General features: G+C 68.1%; 16 protein-coding genes. 3 read left to right on the top strand and 13 right to left on the bottom strand.

The genetic code is table 11. The annotated features are described in order from the left end of the window. Nucleotides 1-3 precede the first annotated feature (3 nt). The 3 genes from prmC to hemA all read right to left on the bottom strand — a co-directional run bounded on the left by prmC (nucleotide 4) and on the right by hemA (nucleotide 3,312). Nucleotides 4-858 carry a peptide chain release factor N(5)-glutamine methyltransferase gene (gene prmC / locus EJP67_RS26305; protein ID WP_126024688.1) on the bottom strand — a complete coding sequence of 285 codons (855 nt, stop codon included), beginning with the start codon at nucleotides 856-858 and terminating at the stop codon, nucleotides 4-6. Then, entirely contained in the window at nucleotides 855-1,943 is a 1,089-nt protein-coding gene (gene prfA, locus EJP67_RS26310) for a peptide chain release factor 1 (RefSeq protein WP_126024689.1), read from the bottom strand. The genes prmC and prfA overlap by 4 nt, the downstream gene beginning before the upstream one ends. A gap of 97 nt (nucleotides 1,944-2,040) precedes the next feature. Next, complete coding sequence (gene hemA / locus EJP67_RS26315) at nucleotides 2,041-3,312, bottom strand: glutamyl-tRNA reductase (protein ID WP_093302366.1); 1,272 nt, start codon at nucleotides 3,310-3,312, stop codon at nucleotides 2,041-2,043. Between the two features lie 112 nt (nucleotides 3,313-3,424). Between hemA and EJP67_RS26320 the strand changes: the two genes are divergently transcribed. Beyond that, nucleotides 3,425-3,703, top strand: a complete 279-nt coding sequence (locus EJP67_RS26320; RefSeq protein ID WP_126024690.1) for a hypothetical protein — start codon at nucleotides 3,425-3,427, stop codon at nucleotides 3,701-3,703. 13 nt (nucleotides 3,704-3,716) lie between these two features. On the opposite strand, the gene EJP67_RS26325 is transcribed toward EJP67_RS26320, so the two are convergent. The 4 genes from EJP67_RS26325 to EJP67_RS26340 are packed head-to-tail and all read right to left on the bottom strand — an operon-like array spanning nucleotide 3,717 to nucleotide 6,894. Next, complete coding sequence (locus EJP67_RS26325; RefSeq protein WP_126024691.1) at nucleotides 3,717-4,232, bottom strand: GNAT family N-acetyltransferase; 516 nt, start codon at nucleotides 4,230-4,232, stop codon at nucleotides 3,717-3,719. Then, the gene (locus EJP67_RS26330) at nucleotides 4,232-5,026 is read right to left on the bottom strand and encodes an ABC transporter ATP-binding protein (RefSeq protein ID WP_126024692.1); all 795 of its coding nucleotides are present in this window, start codon (nucleotides 5,024-5,026) and stop codon (nucleotides 4,232-4,234) included. The genes EJP67_RS26325 and EJP67_RS26330 overlap by 1 nt, the downstream gene beginning before the upstream one ends. Further along, entirely contained in the window at nucleotides 5,026-5,922 is an 897-nt protein-coding gene (locus EJP67_RS26335) for an ABC transporter permease (protein ID WP_019656560.1), read from the bottom strand. Before EJP67_RS26335 ends, EJP67_RS26330 begins: the two co-directional genes overlap by 1 nt. Before the next feature lie 27 nt (nucleotides 5,923-5,949). Continuing rightward, nucleotides 5,950-6,894 carry an ABC transporter substrate-binding protein gene (locus tag EJP67_RS26340; RefSeq protein ID WP_126024799.1) on the bottom strand — a complete coding sequence of 315 codons (945 nt, stop codon included), beginning with the start codon at nucleotides 6,892-6,894 and terminating at the stop codon, nucleotides 5,950-5,952. Nucleotides 6,895-7,140: 246 nt separating this feature from the next. Between EJP67_RS26340 and EJP67_RS26345 the strand changes: the two genes are divergently transcribed. Then, nucleotides 7,141-7,611, top strand: a complete 471-nt coding sequence (locus EJP67_RS26345; RefSeq protein ID WP_126024693.1) for an Lrp/AsnC family transcriptional regulator — start codon at nucleotides 7,141-7,143, stop codon at nucleotides 7,609-7,611. A gap of 157 nt (nucleotides 7,612-7,768) precedes the next feature. Here EJP67_RS26345 and EJP67_RS26350 read toward each other — a convergent pair whose 3' ends face one another. The 6 genes from EJP67_RS26350 to ugpB all read right to left on the bottom strand — a co-directional run bounded on the left by EJP67_RS26350 (nucleotide 7,769) and on the right by ugpB (nucleotide 15,125). Further along, nucleotides 7,769-10,162, bottom strand: coding sequence for a DUF3772 domain-containing protein (locus EJP67_RS26350; RefSeq protein WP_126024694.1), 2,394 nt, complete (start codon nucleotides 10,160-10,162; stop codon nucleotides 7,769-7,771). Nucleotides 10,163-10,213: 51 nt separating this feature from the next. Then, nucleotides 10,214-10,960, bottom strand: coding sequence for a glycerophosphodiester phosphodiesterase (gene ugpQ, locus EJP67_RS26355; RefSeq protein ID WP_126024695.1), 747 nt, complete (start codon nucleotides 10,958-10,960; stop codon nucleotides 10,214-10,216). A 3-nt stretch (nucleotides 10,961-10,963) separates the two neighbouring features. Continuing rightward, on the bottom strand, nucleotides 10,964-11,971 hold the full coding sequence (locus tag EJP67_RS26360) for a sn-glycerol-3-phosphate import ATP-binding protein UgpC (RefSeq protein WP_126024696.1): 1,008 nt from the start codon (nucleotides 11,969-11,971) through the stop codon (nucleotides 10,964-10,966). Between the two features lie 3 nt (nucleotides 11,972-11,974). Continuing rightward, a complete protein-coding gene (gene ugpE / locus EJP67_RS26365; RefSeq protein WP_019656566.1) occupies nucleotides 11,975-12,826 on the bottom strand; it encodes a sn-glycerol-3-phosphate ABC transporter permease UgpE in 852 nt (283 codons plus the stop codon). A gap of 1 nt (nucleotide 12,827) precedes the next feature. Further along, on the bottom strand, nucleotides 12,828-13,709 hold the full coding sequence (gene ugpA / locus EJP67_RS26370; RefSeq protein ID WP_126024697.1) for a sn-glycerol-3-phosphate ABC transporter permease UgpA: 882 nt from the start codon (nucleotides 13,707-13,709) through the stop codon (nucleotides 12,828-12,830). Nucleotides 13,710-13,811: 102 nt separating this feature from the next. After that, nucleotides 13,812-15,125, bottom strand: a complete 1,314-nt coding sequence (gene ugpB / locus EJP67_RS26375) for a sn-glycerol-3-phosphate ABC transporter substrate-binding protein UgpB (protein WP_126024698.1) — start codon at nucleotides 15,123-15,125, stop codon at nucleotides 13,812-13,814. Nucleotides 15,126-15,400: 275 nt separating this feature from the next. On the opposite strand from ugpB, the gene serA reads away from it, so the two are divergent. Then, nucleotides 15,401-16,633: a phosphoglycerate dehydrogenase gene (gene serA, locus EJP67_RS26380; RefSeq protein ID WP_126024699.1), complete on the top strand. Its 1,233-nt coding sequence runs from the start codon at nucleotides 15,401-15,403 to the stop codon at nucleotides 16,631-16,633. Nucleotides 16,634-16,771 lie beyond the last annotated feature (138 nt).

Genomic DNA, 16,771 nt, shown 5'->3' on the forward strand with positions numbered 1-16,771 from the left:
GGATTATTTCACCGTGCGCCAGATTCCGCCCGAGCAGCGCTGGATGCCGGCGAGGTCGTCGCGGCTTTGCACTTCGGCGAAACCGCGCGCCGCAAGCAGTTCGCGCACGGCCGGGGCCTGGTCGTGGCCGTGTTCGAGCAGCAGCCAGCCGCCCTCGGCGAGGTGGGCGGGGGCGTCCTGCACGATGCGGCGGATGTCGTCGAGGCCGTCCGTGCCCGAAACCAGCGCCGAAGAGGGCTCGTGGCGCAGGGCGGGCAGGTGCGGGTCGCCGGCGGCGATGTACGGCGGATTGCTGGCGATGACCGTGTAGCCGGCGTCGGCGCCGTCCAGCCAGTCGGCCTGGGCGAAGCGCACGGGCAGGCCCAGCCGCGAGGCGTTGGCCTGGGCGACGGCCAGCGCATCGGCGCTGGCATCGACCGCATCGACCTGCGCGTCGGGCCGGGCATGCTGCAGCGCCAGCGCGATCGCTCCACTGCCGGTGCCGAGATCGAGCACACGCGGCGCGGCGTGGCTTTCGAGGCACTGCAGTGCCCATTCGACCAGCGTTTCCGTATCGGGACGCGGCACCAGCACGCGGGCATCGACCTGCAGGCTGAGGCCATGAAATTCTTTTTCACCCAGCAGGTAGGCGACAGGCTCTCCGGCCCGGCGGCGCGAGAGCTGCGCAGCCAGCGCAGACCATGCGGTATCGGGCATCGCGTCGGTGTCGTGCGCCAGCAGCCAGGCACGGTCGTGCGGCGCACGGCCCAGCGCATGCAGCAGCAGCAGCTGGGCGTCGAGCCGGTCGACGCCCAGCGCGATGGACGCGGCCAGCGCCTGCGCCACGGTGGCCGGCTTCGGGTTCTCGACGGCGCTCATGCCGGCAGGCTCGATTCCAGCTCGGCCAGCTGCTCGGCCTCGCGCGCGGCGCGCAGCGCGCCCAGCACGTCGCCCAGGTCGCCTTCCATGATGGCGAGCAGCTTGTAGAGCGTGAGGTTGATGCGATGGTCGGTGAGCCGGCCCTGCGGGAAGTTGTAGGTGCGGATGCGGTCCGAGCGGTCGCCGCTGCCGATCAGGCCCTTGCGCATGGCGGCGTCCTTGGCGGCGCGCTCGCTGCGCTCCTTCTCCTGGATGCGCGCCGACAGCACCTGCAGCGCTTTCGCCTTGTTGCGGTGCTGGCTGCGGTCGTCCTGGCACTCCGCCACGATGCCGGTCGGGATGTGCGTGATGCGCACGGCCGAGTCGGTCTTGTTGATGTGCTGCCCGCCAGCGCCGCTCGCGCGGTAGGTGTCGATGCGCAGGTCGGCCGGGTTGATCTGCACCGCGACCGTCTCGTCGGGCTCGGCCAGCACGGCGACCGTGCAGGCGCTGGTGTGGATGCGGCCCTGCGTCTCGGTGGCCGGCACGCGCTGCACGCGGTGGCCGCCCGATTCGAAGCGCAGGTGGCCGAACACGTCGTCGCCCACGATGCGCACCACCACTTCCTTGTAGCCGCCGAGCTCGCTCTCGCTCTCGCTGACGATCTCGCAGCGCCAGCCGGCGCGGTCGCAGTAGCGCGTGTACATGCGCAGCAGGTCGCCCGCGAAGAGGGCCGATTCGTCACCGCCCGTGCCCGCACGGATTTCGAGGAAGGCATTGCGCGCGTCGTCCGGGTCCTTGGGCAGCAGCAGGCGCTGCAGCTCGTCCTCCAGTTGCACCAGCTCGGCCTCGCCGCTGGCGATTTCCTCCTTTGCCATCTCGGCCATGTCGGGGTCGTCCAGCATTTCCTTCGCGCCGGCGATGTCGGCCTCGCGCTGCCTGTAGCGCTCGTAGCGGCCCGCGACCTGCGTCACCTCGGCGTGCTCGCGCGAGATGGTGCGGTACTGGGCCATGTCGCTCATGATGTCTTCGCGCGAGAGCAGGAAGTCGAGCTCGCCCAGGCGCTGGGCGTAGCGTTCGAGTTGGTGGCGGAGAAAGGATTTCACGGAGGAAGGAGGCTCGAAAAAATGGGGATGTGCTGCCGTGCGAAGGCAGGGCGCATGAAAGCCGCAGCCATGCAGGCCGGGCCGCCGATGAGCGTCGCTAACGCTCTTTGCGCAGGAAGAGGCGCGAGATCGTCTGCGCCGTCTGCTCGCGCGAGGCGGCATCGCCCGCGTGCAGCTCGGCCATCGCGCCGTGCATCATCTTCTGCGTGAGGCCGCGAGACATGGCCTCGAGCACGGCCTCCACCGATTCGCCCTTGGCCAGCAGCTTGCGCGCACGCGCCATCTCGGCGGCGCGCCACTCGTCGGCCTGCGCATTGAGCTGCTGGATCAGCGGCACCGTGCCGCGCTGGCCCAGCCAGTGCATGAAGCTCTGCACGCCGGCGTCGATGATCACCTCGGCCTGCGCCACGGCGGCCTGGCGGTTGGCCTGGCCCTGCTGCACGACCTGTGCGAGGTCGTCGACGGTGTAGAGATAGATGTCTTCCAGCGCCTTCACCTCGGGCTCGATGTCGCGCGGCACGGCCAGGTCGACCATGAACATCGGGCGGTGCTTGCGAGCCTTGAGCGCACGTTCGACGGCGCCCAGGCCGATGATCGGCAGCGTGCTGGCGGTGCAGCTCACGATGATGTCGAACTCGGCCAGCCGCGAGGGCAGGTCGGCAAGGCGCATCGCCTCGCCGCCGAAGCGCGAGGCCAGCTTCTCGCCGCGCTCCAGCGTGCGGTTGGCGATGGCGATGGCCTTCGGCTCCTTGGCCGCGAAGTGCGTGGCCGCGAGGTCGATCATCTCGCCCGCGCCGACGAAGAGCACGCGCGTCTTGCGCAGGTCCTCGAAGAGCTGGCCGGCCAGCCGCACCGCGGCGGCGGCCATGCTGATGGAGTGGGCGCCGATCTCGGTGGCGGTGCGCACTTCCTTGGCCACCGCGAAGGAGCGCTGGAACAGCTGGTTGAGCGTGCTGCCGAGGGCGCCGGCCGTCTCGGCGGCGCGCACGGCGTCCTTCATCTGGCCGAGGATCTGGGCCTCGCCCAGCACCATCGAGTCGAGCCCGCTGGCCACGCGGAAGGCGTGGCGGGCGGCTTCGCCGTCGTGCAGGGTGTAGGCGTGCGAGCGCAGCAGGGCGGGGGCCACGCCGCCGCTCTGGGCGAGCCAGCCGAAGGTGTGGTCGAGCGCGGCGTGCTCCGAGGCGCAGTAGATCTCGGTGCGATTGCAGGTGGAGATGATCGCGGCCTCCACCTGGGGATGGCGGCCGGAGGCGAAGGAGCTGCGCAGGCTCTGCAGCGTGGGGGCGATCTGGTCGAGCGCGAACGCGAAACGACCGCGCAGATCGAGCGGCGCGGTCGTGTGGTTCAAGCCGAGGGCCCAGACTGACATGCCCGTGATTATAAAATCAGCAGCCCCACGGGGCTTGACGAGGGACAAATGGCTTTCCCTATGACAGCCATAACCCTGGACACATGTTCCAGCCCGTGCGCAACCTCCTCCGATGGACCTGCCGGCCCTCCTGAACCACCTGCTTAATTTCGTAGCACCCGCGGCTTTCCTGGCGCTGGTGCTGGCCTTTGCCGGGCGCTTCCTGGGCGGCGGGCGCGCCGGCGTCCCGCGCTGGTGGCTGCAGTTCGCGCTGACCTTCGCGGCCGGCGTCGGGGTGCTGGTTGCCGGGCTGGTGGTGTTCGGGCGCGATGGGGCGATGGCGACCTACGCCGCGCTGGTCGTGGTCTGCGGCACGGTCCAGTGGCTGGCGATGCGCGGCTGGCGCCGCTGAAATTTCCCCCCGCTCAGCCAGGCAGCCGCCGGATCATGTAGACCGACTCGCCCGGGTAGGTGGCAAGCCGGGCCTGCTGCTGCGGGCCATGAGGCAGCGTGGCCGCATAACCTTGGCGCTCCCAGAACCCCACCGACGATTGCACCGACACCAGCGTCGACTGCCGCCAGCCGGCATGCAGCGCATGGGCCCAGGCATGGCGCACCAACCGGGGCCCCAGCCCCATGCCCGACGCGTCCGGATGCACCGCCAGGTCGTGCAGGTAGAGCGAATCGGCCTGCGCCGCCACCTCGAACTCGCCGTGCAGCGGCGTCAGCTTGCCGGCCACCGACGGATAGCCCGCCAGATAGGCCCGCACGCCGCCTTCATGTTCCACCACCCAGCCCGTGTGCGGCGCGGCGGCGAGCCGTCTGGCGATGAGCGCGCCGTCTTCCACGAAGCCAGCGCCGTAGCAGGCAAGCTGGATCGCCAGCACCGCGTCGAGGTCGTCGGTGCGCATGCCGCGCACGATGACGTTGTCGGGCGCCATCAGGCCAGCAGCAGCTTGTCGTCGTCCAGCTTCTCGCCGCGGGTCTGCTCGAACATGCGCAGCAGGTCGGGCACGTCGAGGCCCGAGCGCTGCGGTCCGGCCACGTCGAGGATCACCTGGCCCTCGTGCAGCATCACCGTGCGCGAGCCGTAGTCCAGCGCCTGGCGCATGCTGTGCGTCACCATCATCGCGGTGAGCTGGCCGGCCTCGACGATCTTCGCGGTCAGCTCCAGCACGAAGGCGGCGGTCTTGGGGTCGAGCGCGGCCGTGTGTTCGTCGAGCAGCAGGATGCGCGAGGGCCTGAGCGATGCCATCAGCAGGCTCACCGCCTGCCGCTGCCCGCCCGAGAGCAGGCCGATGCGGTCGGCCAGGCGGTTCTCCAGCCCCAGCTTCAGGATCGACAGCTTCTCGCGGAACATCTCGCGCAGGTTGCGGTTGAGCGCGAAGCCGAAGGCCCGGCGCTCGCCGCGCTTCCAGGCCAGCGCCATGTTCTCCTCGATGGTCAGCGCCTCGCAGGTGCCGGCCATCGGGTCCTGGAACACGCGCGCCACCATGCCCGAGCGCTGCCAGGCGTTCATGCGCGTCACGTCCTTGCCGTCGATCTCGATGCGGCCCTTGTCGACGATCAGGTCGCCGCTCACCGCATTGAGGAAGGTCGACTTGCCCGCGCCGTTCGAGCCGATCACGGTGACGAACTGGCCGGTGGGAATCTCCAGGCTCAGGCCGCGCAGCACGCGGTTCTCGATCGGCGTGCCCGGGTTGAAGGTCATCTCGAGTTGTTGGGCGCGCAGCATCAGTTCTTCCCCTTGAACAGGCCACCCAGCCTGCGCTTGTAGGCGGGCACCAGCAGCGCGAAGGCCACCAGCACGGCGGTCACCAGGTTCAGGTCCTGCGCCTGCAGTCCCATGAAGTCGGTGTTCAACGCCATCGCGATGAAGAAGCGGTAGAGCAGTGCACCCAGCACGCAGGCCAGCGTGGTGATGACCATGCTGCGCGCCGGAATCAGCGTCTCGCCGATGATCACCGCGGCCAGGCCGATCACGATCGTGCCCACGCCCATCGAGATGTCGGCCGTGCCCTGGCTCTGCGCGAACAGCGCGCCGGCCAGTGCCACCAGCGCGTTCGACAGCGCCAGGCCGGCCATGGTGTGGAAGTCGGTGGAAATGCCCTGCGCCCGCGCCATGCGCGCGTTGCCGCCGGTGGCGCGCATCGCGAGGCCGGCCTCGGAAGCGAAGAACATGTCGACCACGATCTTCGCGACGACCACGATCAGGAGCAGCAGAAGCGGCTTGGCCCACTGCTCGGGCATGCCGCCGAAGCTGGCCATGCTGAACACCGTGGGTTCGGTGATGAGCGCCACGTTGGGCTTGCCCATCACGCGCAGGTTGATGGAGTACAGCGCGATCATCACCAGGATGCTCGCGAGCAGCTGCATGATCTTGAGCTTGACATTGAGCCAGGCCGTGACCCAGCCCGAGGCGGCGCCGGCCACGCAGGCCACTGCGGTGGCGGCGACCGGATTCCAGCCCGCCACGATCAGCGTCGCGGCCACGGCAGCGCCCAGCGGGAAGCTGCCGTCCACCGTGAGGTCGGGGAAGTTGATGATGCGGAACGACAGGAAGACGCCCAGCGCGACCAGCCCGAATATCAGGCCGATCTCGATGGCGCCCAGCGAAGCGATGAGCGACATGGGAAGGAGGAAGACGGGTTCGGCTTCTTACTTCGTGCTCACGACCTTGGCGGTCTTCAGCAGCTCGTCGGACAGCGTCACGCCCTGCAGCCTGGCCGCGCCCGGGTTCACCACCAGCTCGAAGTTGGCGCTGGTCTGCGACGCGATGGCGCCGGGCTTCTCGCCCTTGAGGATGCGCACCACGACCTTGCCGGTCTGGCGGCCGATGTCGGTGTAGTTCAGGCCCAGTGCGGCCACGGCGCCGCGCTCGACGGTGGCGGTGTCGGCCGCCACCACCGGCAGCTTGCCCTGCTGCGCCACCTTCACGATGCCCTCGAAGGCCGAGACCACGTTGTTGTCGGTGGGCGTGTAGATCACGTCGGCCTTGCCGACCAGGCTCTGCGCGGCGGTGGGCACGTCCACCGTGCGGGCGGCGGCGGCTTCGACCACGGTCATGCCGGCGGCCGAGGCGGCCTTCTTGAGCGAGTCGACGATGGCCACCGAGTTGGCTTCGCCGGGGCTGTAGATCACGCCGATGCGCTTGGCGGCGGGCACCACCTGCTTGATGAGGGCGATGTGCTTTTCCAGCGGCGACAGGTCGGACACGCCCGTCACGTTGGTGCCCGTGGGCTCCCAGCTCTTCACCAGCTTGGCCGCCACCGGGTCGGTGACCGCCGAGTACACCACCGGAATGCTCTTGGTGGCCGCCACCATGGCCTGCGCCGACGGCGTGGCGATGGCGACGATCGCATCGGGCTGGTCGCCCACGTACTTGCGGGCGATCTGGGCGGCGGTGCCCACGTTGCCCTGCGCGCTCTGGTAGGTGAACTTGAGGTTCTTGCCTTCCTCGTAGCCCGAAGCCTTCAGCTCGGCCTTCACGCCGTCGCGCACCGCGTCCAGCGCCGGGTGCTCGACGATGGCGGTCACGGCCACCGACTTGGTGTCGGCCGCGAACGAAGGCGCGGCGGCCAGCATGCCGAGGGCCAGGGCCATTGCGCTGAAGGGGGTGCGAAGCAAAGCGTTTTTCACGGGAAAGGGTCTCCGGGTGGGGATTTGGATGCGTCTGAAGCCGCCGGCGGGTGCCGGCGGCGAGGGATTCAACGGCTGGACATCGCGTCGTGCGGTCCGGGCGCCACGGAGTCTAGATCGTACTTTGCACAATTAAGGTGCATGAAAGCCTCGGGCTTACCCCGCTTTGCGCCATAAAATTGCATCGATCTGGTGCATTGGGAGAAGAAATTGCATGACATCGCACTCGACCGGATCGACCGGAAGATTCTCGAGCACCTGCAGGCCCACGGCCGGGCCACCAACCTGGAACTGGCGGAGGCAGCCAATCTCTCGCCCGCCCAGTGCCTGCGGCGCCACCGGCGGCTGGAGGAACTGGGGCTGATCCACGGCTACGCGGCGCGGCTGAACGCGCGCCACATCGGGCTGGGCGTGACCGCCTTCATCCACGTGACCATGGCGCGCGGCCATGTCGACGAGCTACCCAAGTTCCAGGACCTGATCGCGGACATGAAGCAGATCCTGGAGTGCTACTCGGTGACGGGCGACTTCGACTACGTGCTCAAGGTCGTCGCGCACGACCTCGAGTCGCTCTCTCAGTTCCTGATGCACACGCTGATGCACATGCCCGGCGTGTCGGCGGTGCGCTCCAGCGTTTGCCTCAACGAGATCAAGTTCACCACGGCGCTGCCGCTGGAGTGAAGGAGGCGGGAGCGGACAGCCGAACGCAGAAGGAATACAAAAACTACGCAGAGGTCGCAGAAGGAGAACCAAAAAAGTTTTCTTCTGCGACCTCTGCGAAACCTTCGCGACTTCTGCGTTCGGCTGTCCGCTCCCGATCCCGCTCCCGATCCCGCCTTCAACCCGCCCCGCCAGGCGCCGGCGGCGGTGCCGTCATCACCATCGTCGGCACCGCCAGCGGCAGCGAGGCGTTCTTCAGTTCGTCGAGGATGGTGAACAGCAGGTCGCTGCGCACGCCGCCCGCGAGCCGGGGGCTCGCCACGTAGGCGATGGCCTGGAAGATCAGGAGCCCGTTCTCGATGCCCTCCAGCGTGAGCGAAGGCGCCGGCGTCTCCAGCACGCCCTCGTGCGCCTTGCAGGCCGCGAGGATCAGCTCGCGCACGCGCTGCGCGTCGGTGGTCAGCGGCATCGGCAGGCGGATCAGCACCCGGCCCTCGGCGTTGGCCAGCGTCATGTTGCGCACGGTCTTCGTGATGAACTCCGAGTTCGGCACGATCAGCGTCGAGCGGTCGCCCAGCTGGATCTCGGTGGCGCGCACGTTGATGCGCCGCACGTCGCCCTCGGCCGTGCCCAGCACCACCCAGTCGCCCACCTTCACCGGCTGCTCGGCCAGCAGGATCAGCCCCGAGATGAAGTTCTGCACGATGGCCTGCAGGCCGAAGCCGATGCCCACCGACAGCGCGCTGGCCACCCACGCGATGCGCTCGATGCCGATGCCCAGCGCCGACAGCGAGAAGGCGATCACCAGGATGCCGCCCACGTAGCCCAGCAGCGTGGTGATGGAGCTCTGCATGCCCGGCTCGAACTTGGTGTTGGGCAGGTAGCTGCGCGCGAGCCAGCGCTTGAAGATGCGCAGCACCACGAAGCCCACCACGGCCACCGCGACCGCGCTGAGGATCGCGCCCGGCACCAGCTGGAACTCGCCCACCTTCACGCCGGTGCCGAACTTGCCGCTGCGCTGGAACACCTCGCCCGGCCCCGTGCCCAGCGGCGCGGCCAGCGCCACCAGCATGTAGAAGAAGAGCGCCACCCGGCTGATCGCCGAGAGCACCGTGGCGGCCTGGTCCAGCGTCTGCGGCGCGAGGTTGAAGCTCTTCTGCAGCCGCTGGCCGAAGCCGGCGCGAGACGACACCGTGGCCATGAACACGTCGTCCGCGAACTTGAAGAGCACGTAGAAGGCGGCCGCGACGATGCCGCTCCAGGCCAGCTGCGAGGCCAGGAAGCTCGCGAGCGCCACGTAGCCCAGCGCCACCAGCACCCAGATCGCGATCATCAGCATGCCGATCAGCGCCACCAGCAGGCCGACCCACATCGGCCGCTCGGGCAAGCCGGCTTCGGCCGCGTCGGCGCGCAGCGGCTTCACGAGGTAGAGCACCGAGGCGACCAGCGCCGTCAGCACCAGCGCGGTGAGCACGTGCGTGGCCACCACGGCGGCGAAGCTGGCGTCGATGAGCGCGTTGACCTCGGCCGGCGTCCAGGCCAGCACCGCCACCAGCGCCACCATCCAGGGCAGGGGCGCGAGCCGGCTGGCCATCTCGTCGGGAATGGGCGGCAGCCGCCACGAGGGCCGGCGCGTGGCCAGCAGCCCGCGGCCCAGCCCGATCACGAAGGCCATGAACACCAGCAGCTGCGCGGCCGACTGCAGCACCTTGCGCGCCTGCGGTTCCCAGGTGGCGAACTCCTTCAGCACCTCGACGAAGCCATGCGCCGCCACCGCCACCAGCAGCACGTGGCTGGCGACGATGCCGATCACCAGCACCGAGCGCCGCAGCCGCCCCGCCGGCAGGTAGCGCGCCGCCAGCCAGGCGAGCAGCACCTCGGCGCCCCAGATGCCGAACAGCGTGAGCAGCAGCGCGCCCACCAGCGCGGCGATCACCGGAAGGCGGGTCTCCGGCTGGGTGGCGGCCACCAGGCCGTCGTTCACCGAGGAGACCATCGCCTTCAGGCGCACCAGGTCGTCGGGCCAGGCTTCGCGCAGGTCGCTCCAGAACTCGGTGGTCAGTGGCGAGGCCGCGCGCTCGGTGAGCTGCGCCTCGAACAGCGCCCGCCGCTGCGTGACCAGCTCGGTGCCGCGCTGGCGCACGTCGACCGACAGCAGGCGCGCGAGGCGGATGTCGGCATCCAGTGCGTTGCGCTCCTTCGTCAGGCTCGCACGCTGGCGGGTGATGTCGGGGTCTTCGGTGGTGCCGGCGGCGGGCGGATTGCCAAGCTCGCCGAGCTTGGCGTTCAGATCGGCCAGATCGCCGGTGCGCGCGGCGACGAACTTGTCGGCCTGCACGCCGATGTCGTTGATCTGGGCGAGCAGCTTGCGCGCGTCGTCGTCCGTCTCGGCGGCGTTGCTGAGCTTGGTGAACTGCGCGCGCAGCTCGGCGATCGTGGGGGCAGGGGCTGCGGCGGCCGCGGCGGCGCTGTTGGCGTTGTTTCCGTTGCCGGCGTCCGGTTGCGCCTGCGCACCGCCGCAGATGAACAGGGCCGCGAGGCAGAAGCTCGCGAAGCGTTGGGTCCAACTCATGGCCGCATCATAGAAGCCGCCATTTCGTAAGGACTGGTAAGAATCTCCGCGTCAGGCGGCTGGAGGAAAGAGATCGACCCTGTCGGTGATGATGCCGTCGGTGCCGAGCTCGATCAGCCGCTGCGCGGCCCAGTCGTCGTTCACCGTGTAGCTCAGCGCGCGCATGCCCGCCTCGTGCACCAGCGCCACCACGGTGGCGTCCCACAGCGCGTGGTTGCAGACGATGGCGACACAGCCGAGCTGCCTGGCCGCCTCGAGCCAGCCATCCCAGAGCTTGTCGAGCAGCAGGCCGCGCGGCAGCCCGGGCTGCACCGCCTGGGCGCCCTTGAGCGATTCGACCTGGAAGGAGGTGAGCAGCGGCGGCACGGCTGCGCCCTTCCAGAGGCGGGCGGCCTCACGGGCGACCACTTCGCCTGTCTCGCGCTCGGTGCCGGGCGTGGGCTTGATCTCGATGTTGAGCAGATGGCCGTTGGCCAGGCAGAAGCGCGCCAGATTCTCCAGCGTGGGCAGCGGCTCGCCCGCGTAGGCGCGCGAATGCCAGCCACCCGCGTCGAGCTGCGCCAGCGCGCTCCAGGGCTGCGCGCCGCCGGTGCCGTGGCCGCTGGTGGTGCGATCGAGCGTGGCATCGTGCATCAGGAACACCACGCCATCGGCGCTGAGTTTGGCGTCGCACTCGAACATGCGATAGCCGTGCGAGGCGCCGAGGCGGAACGCGGCCAGCGTGTTCTCGGGAGCGAGCTTGCCGGCGCCGCGGTGGGCGACCCAGCGGGGGTAGGGCCAGGGATTCAGCTCGGCCATCGATCAGTCCGCGCGTTTGCCGGAGCCGGCGTCGAACCAGTGCAGCTTGTCTTCGCGCGCCGCGATCTTCACCGTGTCGCCTGCAACTGGCGGATGGTCGGCCTCGTCGGTGCGCATGATGATCTGCTCGTCGCCGATGCGGCCGTACACCAGCCGCTCGGCGCCCAGCAGTTCGACCTGCTCGACCTGCACCGACCAGCCGCTCTCGTCGAGCTTCAGGTGCTCGGGGCGGATGCCCAGGATCTGGCCCGGGCGCACGCCGGGCGCGTGCTTCAGCAGGTTCATCGGCGGCGAGCCGATGAAACTCGCGACGAAGGTGGTGGCGGGGCGCGAGTACACCTCCTCGGGGGTGGCGAACTGGTCCATCACGCCGCCGTTCATCACGATGATGCGTTGGGCCAGCGTCATGGCCTCGACCTGGTCGTGCGTGACGAACAGCGAGGTGATGCCGAGCTCGCGGTGCAGCTTCTGGATCTCGAGGCGGGTCTGCGCCCGCAGCTTGGCGTCGAGGTTCGACAGCGGCTCGTCGAACAGGAACACCTGCGGCTGGCGCACGATGGCGCGGCCCATGGCCACGCGCTGGCGCTGGCCGCCGGACAGCTCGCGCGGCTTGCGCTCCAGCAGGTGGCCCAGCTCGAGGATCTTCGCGGCCTTGTCGACGCGCGTCTTGATCTCGGCCGGCGGGACCTTCGCGATCTTCAGGCCGTAGGCCATGTTCGCGAACACGCTCATGTGCGGATACAGCGCGTAGTTCTGGAACACCATGGCGATGTCGCGCTCGGCGGGCTCCAGGTTGTTCACCACCTTGTTGCCGATGGCGATCTCGCCGGCGGAGATTTCCTCCAGGCCGGCCACCATGCGCAGCAGCGTGGACTTGCCGCAGCCCGAGGGCCCGACGATGACGATGAACTCGTGGTCGGCGATCTCGGCGCTCACGCCGTGGATGACCTGGTTCGCCTTGGGCCCGTGGCCGTAGCGCTTGATGACGTTGCGTAGGGAGAGGGAAGCCATAACTTATTTTTCAGTGTCCACGAGGCCTTTGACGAACCACTTCTGCATGAGGACCACCACCAGCGCCGGCGGCAGCATCGCGAGGATGGCGGTCGCCATCACCACGTTCCATTCGTTCTGGCCGTCGCCGCCGGCGATCAGCCGCTTGATGCCGACCACGATCGGGTACATGTCCTCGTTGGTGACCGCCAGCAGCGGCCAGAGGTACTGGTTCCAGCCGTAGATGAACTGGATCACGAAGAGCGCGGCGATGCTGGTCTTCGACAGCGGCAGCAGCACGTCGAAGAAGAAGCGCATCGGGCTCGCGCCGTCCATGCGGGAGGCCTCGGTGAGTTCCTCGGGCACCGTCAGGAAGAACTGCCGGAACAGGAAGGTGGCAGTGGCCGAGGCGATCAGCGGCACCGTCAGGCCCGCGTAGCTGTTGAGCATGCTCAGGTCCGACAGCACCTTGTAGGTGGGCAGGATGCGCACTTCCACCGGCAGCATCAGCGTGACGAAGATCGCCCAGAAGCAGATCTTCTTGAACGGGAAGCGGAAGTAGACGATGGCGAAGGCCGACAGCAGCGAAATGGCGATCTTGCCGACGGCGATGACCAGCGCCGTCACCAGGCTCACCCACATCATGTGCGCCACCGGGGCGTTGGAGCCTGCGCTGCTCGCGCGGCCGAAGAGCGCGCCCTTGTAGCTCTCCAGCATGTGCGAGCCCGGCAGCAGCGGCATCGGCCGCTGCACGATCTCCTGCGCCGTGTGCGTGGACGCCACGAAGGCGAGGTAGATGGGGAAGGCGACGATCAGGACGCCGAGGATCATCACCACGTGGGCCAGGATGCCCTGGGTGCTTCTTCTTTCAACCATGTCAGTACTGCACCTTCTTTTCGACGTAGCGGAATTGCACGATGGTGAGCGCGATCACGATCACCATGAGCACCACCGACTGCGCGGCCGAGCCGCCGAGGTCCAGGGCCTTGAAGCCGTCGTGGTAGACCTTGTAGACGAGGATTTCCGTGTCCTTGCCCGGGCCGCCCTCGGTGGCGGCGTGCACGATGGCGAAGGTGTCGAAGAACGCGTAGACCACGTTCATCACCAGCAGGAAGAAGGTGGTGGGCGACAGCAGCGGGAACTGCACCGTCCAGAAGCGGCGCCACGGGCGCGCGCCGTCGATGGCGGCCGCCTCGATCAGCGACTTCGGGATGGACTGCAGCCCCGCCAGGAAGAACAGGAAGTTGTAGGAAATCTGCTTCCACACGGCGGCCATCACGATCAGCGTCATCGCGTGCTTCGAGTTGAGCAGGTGGTTCCAGTCGATGCCGATCTTGCCCAGCGCATAGGCCACCACGCCCAGCGAGGGGGAGAACATGAACACCCACAGCACGGCGGCCACAGCGGGCGCCACGGCGTACGGCAGGATCAGCATGGTCTTGTAGAACATGCCGCCGCGCACGATGCGGTCGGCGAACACGGCCAGCGTCAGCGACAGCGTCAGGCCGATGCTGGCCACCAGCACCGAGAAGATGGCGGTGGTCTTGAACGACTCGGCGTAGGCCGGGTCCTCGAAGAGTTCCCTGAAGTTCTGCAGCCCGACGAAATCGACCGAGGTGCCGAAGGCATCCTGCTGCTGCAGCGACTGCAGCAGGGCCTGTGCGGCCGGCCAGAAGAAAAACACGAATATCACCGCCATCTGCGGTGCCAGCAGCAGCCAGGGCAGCCAGCCCGAGCGAAAGAAGACGCGTTTTTCCATGAACCCTCTACATATAAAAATCCCGCCCGGCCCGCTCTTGCGCAAGAGCGGACGGGGGCGGGCGATATTAGCCGGACACGCGCGGGGTCCGGTTGTCGATCGTCAGCTCTTGTTGGCCTTCTGGAAGCGTTCCAGCTGCTCGTTGCCGCGGGTCACGATGGCGTCGAGGGCTTCCTTGGCGGTCTTCTTGCCGTTCCAGACCTGTTCGAGCTCTTCGTCCTCGATGGCGCGGATCTGCACGTAGTTGCCCAGGCGGATGCCGCGGCTCTTGTCGGTGACCTTGCGGATCATCTGCGTCACGGCCACGTCGGTGCCAGGGTTCTGCTTGTAGAAGCCCGAGTCCTCGGTGAGCTTGTACGAGGCCATGGTCACGGGCAGGTAGCCGGTGCGCTTGTGGCTGGCGGACTGCACTTCAGGCGTCGAGATGAAGCTGAAGAACTTGGCCACGCCCTTGTACTCGGCCGGTTTCTTGCCCGACATGACCCACAGGCTGGCGCCGCCGATCACGGTGTTCTGGGGCGCGCCGGGCACGTCCGGGTAGTAGGGCAGGGGAGCCAGGCCGTAGGCGAACTTGGCGTTCTTCGCCACGTTGCCGTAGAAGCCCGAGGACGTGTTGATCATGGCGCACTCGCCCGACACGAACGAGGCCTCGGGCACGTTGCCGCGGCCCTTGTAGATGAACAGGCCCTGCTTGGCCATGCTGGCCAGGTTCTCGATGTGGCGCTGGTGCAGCGGCGAATTGACCTTCAGGCGCGCGTCCAGGCCCTGCAGGCCGTTGGCCTTGCTCGCGAACTCGACGTTGTGCCAGGCCGAGAAGCTCTCGACCTGCGTCCAGTTCTGCCAGGCCGTGGTGAATGGGCACTTGTGGCCGCTGGCCTTGAGCTTGGCGGCGGCGGCGACCACCTCGGGCCAGGTGGCGGGAGCCTTGTCGGTGGGCAGGCCGGCGGCCTTGAAGGCGTCCTTGTTGAAATAGAAGATGGTGGTCGAGCTGTTGAACGGGAAGCTCAGCATCTGGCCGTTGGGCGCCGTGTAGTAGCCGGCCACGGCGGGGATGTAGGCGGCCGGGTCGAACTTCTCGCCCGCGTCCTTCATGACCTGGCCCACCGGCACGATGGCACCCTTGCTGGCCATCATGGTGGCGGTGCCCACTTCGAACACCTGCAGGATGTGCGGGGCGTTGCCGGCACGGAAGGCGGCGATGGAGGCCGTCATCGATTCGTCGTAGGTGCCCTTGAAGGTGGGGACGACCTTGTATTCCTTCTGGCTCTCGTTGAACTGCCTGGCCAGGTCGTTGACCCACTCGTTGTTGACGGCGGTCATGGAATGCCACCACTGGATCTCGGTCTGGGCCTGCGCCACGTTGAACAGCGTGGTGGCGGCCAACGCCGATGCCAGCGCGAGCGTCTTGAATCGCATGAAGACTCCTGAAGGGAAAAATGGAAAGCGCGGATGCTAGGGCATGTGGATGACACAGCCGCGTCACATTGGCGCACGGAGCACGGGTTTCCTCCAATCGGGGAAACCCCTTTGGACCCTTCGGCCTTCCCTTGCCTTTTCGGCCGGATTTGGCCCTGTTCGCAGCAGGCCCGGCAGGGGGCGAGGCCTCTCTTGCTGCGCCGCACCATGCTAGCATCGCCCTCCCTTTTTTCGGCCTAGCCTGTCGCCGTGGCCGGGGCTTCCAAGAGACCTCCATGAGCAGCAAAACCTCCCTCGACAAAAGCAGGATCAAGTTCCTCTTGCTCGAAGGCATCCACCCCTCGGCCGTGGAGGTGCTGCGCGCCGCCGGCTACACCAACGTCGAGTCGCTGCCGGGCGCGCTGCCCGATGCCGAGCTGAAAGAGAAGATCGCCGACGTGCACTTCCTGGGCATCCGCTCGCGCACCCAGCTCACGGCCGAGGTGTTCGCTGCGGCGCACAAGCTGGTGGCGGCAGGCTGCTTCTGCATCGGCACCAACCAGGTCGACCTCGAAGCCGCCCGCGAACACGGCGTGGCGGTGTTCAACGCTCCTTATTCCAACACCCGCTCGGTGGCCGAGCTGGTGCTCGCCGAAGCCATCCTGCTGCTGCGCGGCGTGCCCGAGAAGAGCGCGGTGGCGCACCGCGGCGGCTGGCTCAAGTCGGCCGAGAACGCCTACGAGATCCGCGGCAAGACGCTGGGCATCGTGGGCTATGGCTCGATCGGCGCGCAGCTGTCGGTGCTGGCCGAGGCGCTGGGCATGCACGTGGCCTTCTACGACGTGGTCACCAAGCTGCCGCTGGGCAATGCGCGCCAGGTGCGCGACCTGCACCAGCTGCTGGCCCAGAGCGACATCGTCACGCTGCACGTGCCCGAGACCCAGGCCACCCAGTGGATGATCGGCGCGGCCGAGATCGCCGCGATGAAGCCCGGCGCGATCCTCATCAACGCCTCGCGCGGCACGGTGGTCGAGATCGATCCGCTGGCCGAGGCGCTGAAGGCGCGCAAGCTGCTGGGCGCCGCCATCGACGTGTTCCCGGTGGAGCCGCGCAGCAACAAGGACGAGTTCCAGTCGCCGCTCAGGGGCCTGGACAACGTGATCCTCACGCCCCACATCGGCGGCTCGACCATGGAGGCGCAGGCCAACATCGGCCTGGAAGTGGCGGAAAAGCTGGTCAAGTACAGCGACAACGGCACCTCGACCTCGTCGGTCAACTTCCCCGAGGTGGCGCTGCCGGCGCACCCTGGCAAGCACCGGCTGCTGCACGTGCACCGCAACGTGCCGGGCGTGCTGTCGGAGATCAACAAGATCTTCTCGGACAACCACATCAACATCTCCTCGCAGTTCCTGCAGACCAACGAGAAGATCGGCTACGTGGTGATGGACATCGACGCGGCCTCCTCCGACCTGGCGCTGGAGAAGCTGGCGAAGGTGGGCGGGACGATCCGCAGCCGCGTGCTGTTCTGACCCGGCCTCCCGGAGGGAGGTGATTCCCCCGGAAGCAGCGCCTATCACAAGGCCGCAAGCACGGTCACGAGGCAAGACCCCGAGCGCTGCAATAAAATCCCCAGCCCGGCTATGGGCGCGCAGCGCCCGGCCGAGGCG

Source organism: Variovorax guangxiensis, assembly GCF_003952165.1.
In the GTDB taxonomy this organism is placed as follows: domain Bacteria; phylum Pseudomonadota; class Gammaproteobacteria; order Burkholderiales; family Burkholderiaceae_C; genus Variovorax; species Variovorax guangxiensis.

Bases quoted from the DNA above. Each gene is read 5' to 3' on its own strand.
- prmC (WP_126024688.1), bottom strand. From the start codon at position 858: ATGAGCGCCGTCGAGAACCCGAAGCCGGCCACCGTGGCGCAGGCGCTG.
- hemA (WP_093302366.1), bottom strand. From the start codon at position 3,312: ATGTCAGTCTGGGCCCTCGGCTTGAACCACACGACCGCGCCGCTCGAT.
- EJP67_RS26320 (WP_126024690.1), top strand. From the start codon at position 3,425: ATGGACCTGCCGGCCCTCCTGAACCACCTGCTTAATTTCGTAGCACCC.
- EJP67_RS26325 (WP_126024691.1), bottom strand. From the start codon at position 4,232: ATGGCGCCCGACAACGTCATCGTGCGCGGCATGCGCACCGACGACCTC.
- EJP67_RS26330 (WP_126024692.1), bottom strand. From the start codon at position 5,026: ATGCTGCGCGCCCAACAACTCGAGATGACCTTCAACCCGGGCACGCCG.
- EJP67_RS26335 (WP_019656560.1), bottom strand. From the start codon at position 5,922: ATGTCGCTCATCGCTTCGCTGGGCGCCATCGAGATCGGCCTGATATTC.
- EJP67_RS26340 (WP_126024799.1), bottom strand. From the start codon at position 6,894: ATGGCCCTGGCCCTCGGCATGCTGGCCGCCGCGCCTTCGTTCGCGGCC.
- EJP67_RS26350 (WP_126024694.1), bottom strand. From the start codon at position 10,162: ATGAGTTGGACCCAACGCTTCGCGAGCTTCTGCCTCGCGGCCCTGTTC.
- ugpQ (WP_126024695.1), bottom strand. From the start codon at position 10,960: ATGGCCGAGCTGAATCCCTGGCCCTACCCCCGCTGGGTCGCCCACCGC.
- EJP67_RS26360 (WP_126024696.1), bottom strand. From the start codon at position 11,971: ATGGCTTCCCTCTCCCTACGCAACGTCATCAAGCGCTACGGCCACGGG.
- ugpE (WP_019656566.1), bottom strand. From the start codon at position 12,826: ATGGTTGAAAGAAGAAGCACCCAGGGCATCCTGGCCCACGTGGTGATG.
- ugpA (WP_126024697.1), bottom strand. From the start codon at position 13,709: ATGGAAAAACGCGTCTTCTTTCGCTCGGGCTGGCTGCCCTGGCTGCTG.
- ugpB (WP_126024698.1), bottom strand. From the start codon at position 15,125: ATGCGATTCAAGACGCTCGCGCTGGCATCGGCGTTGGCCGCCACCACG.
- serA (WP_126024699.1), top strand. From the start codon at position 15,401: ATGAGCAGCAAAACCTCCCTCGACAAAAGCAGGATCAAGTTCCTCTTG.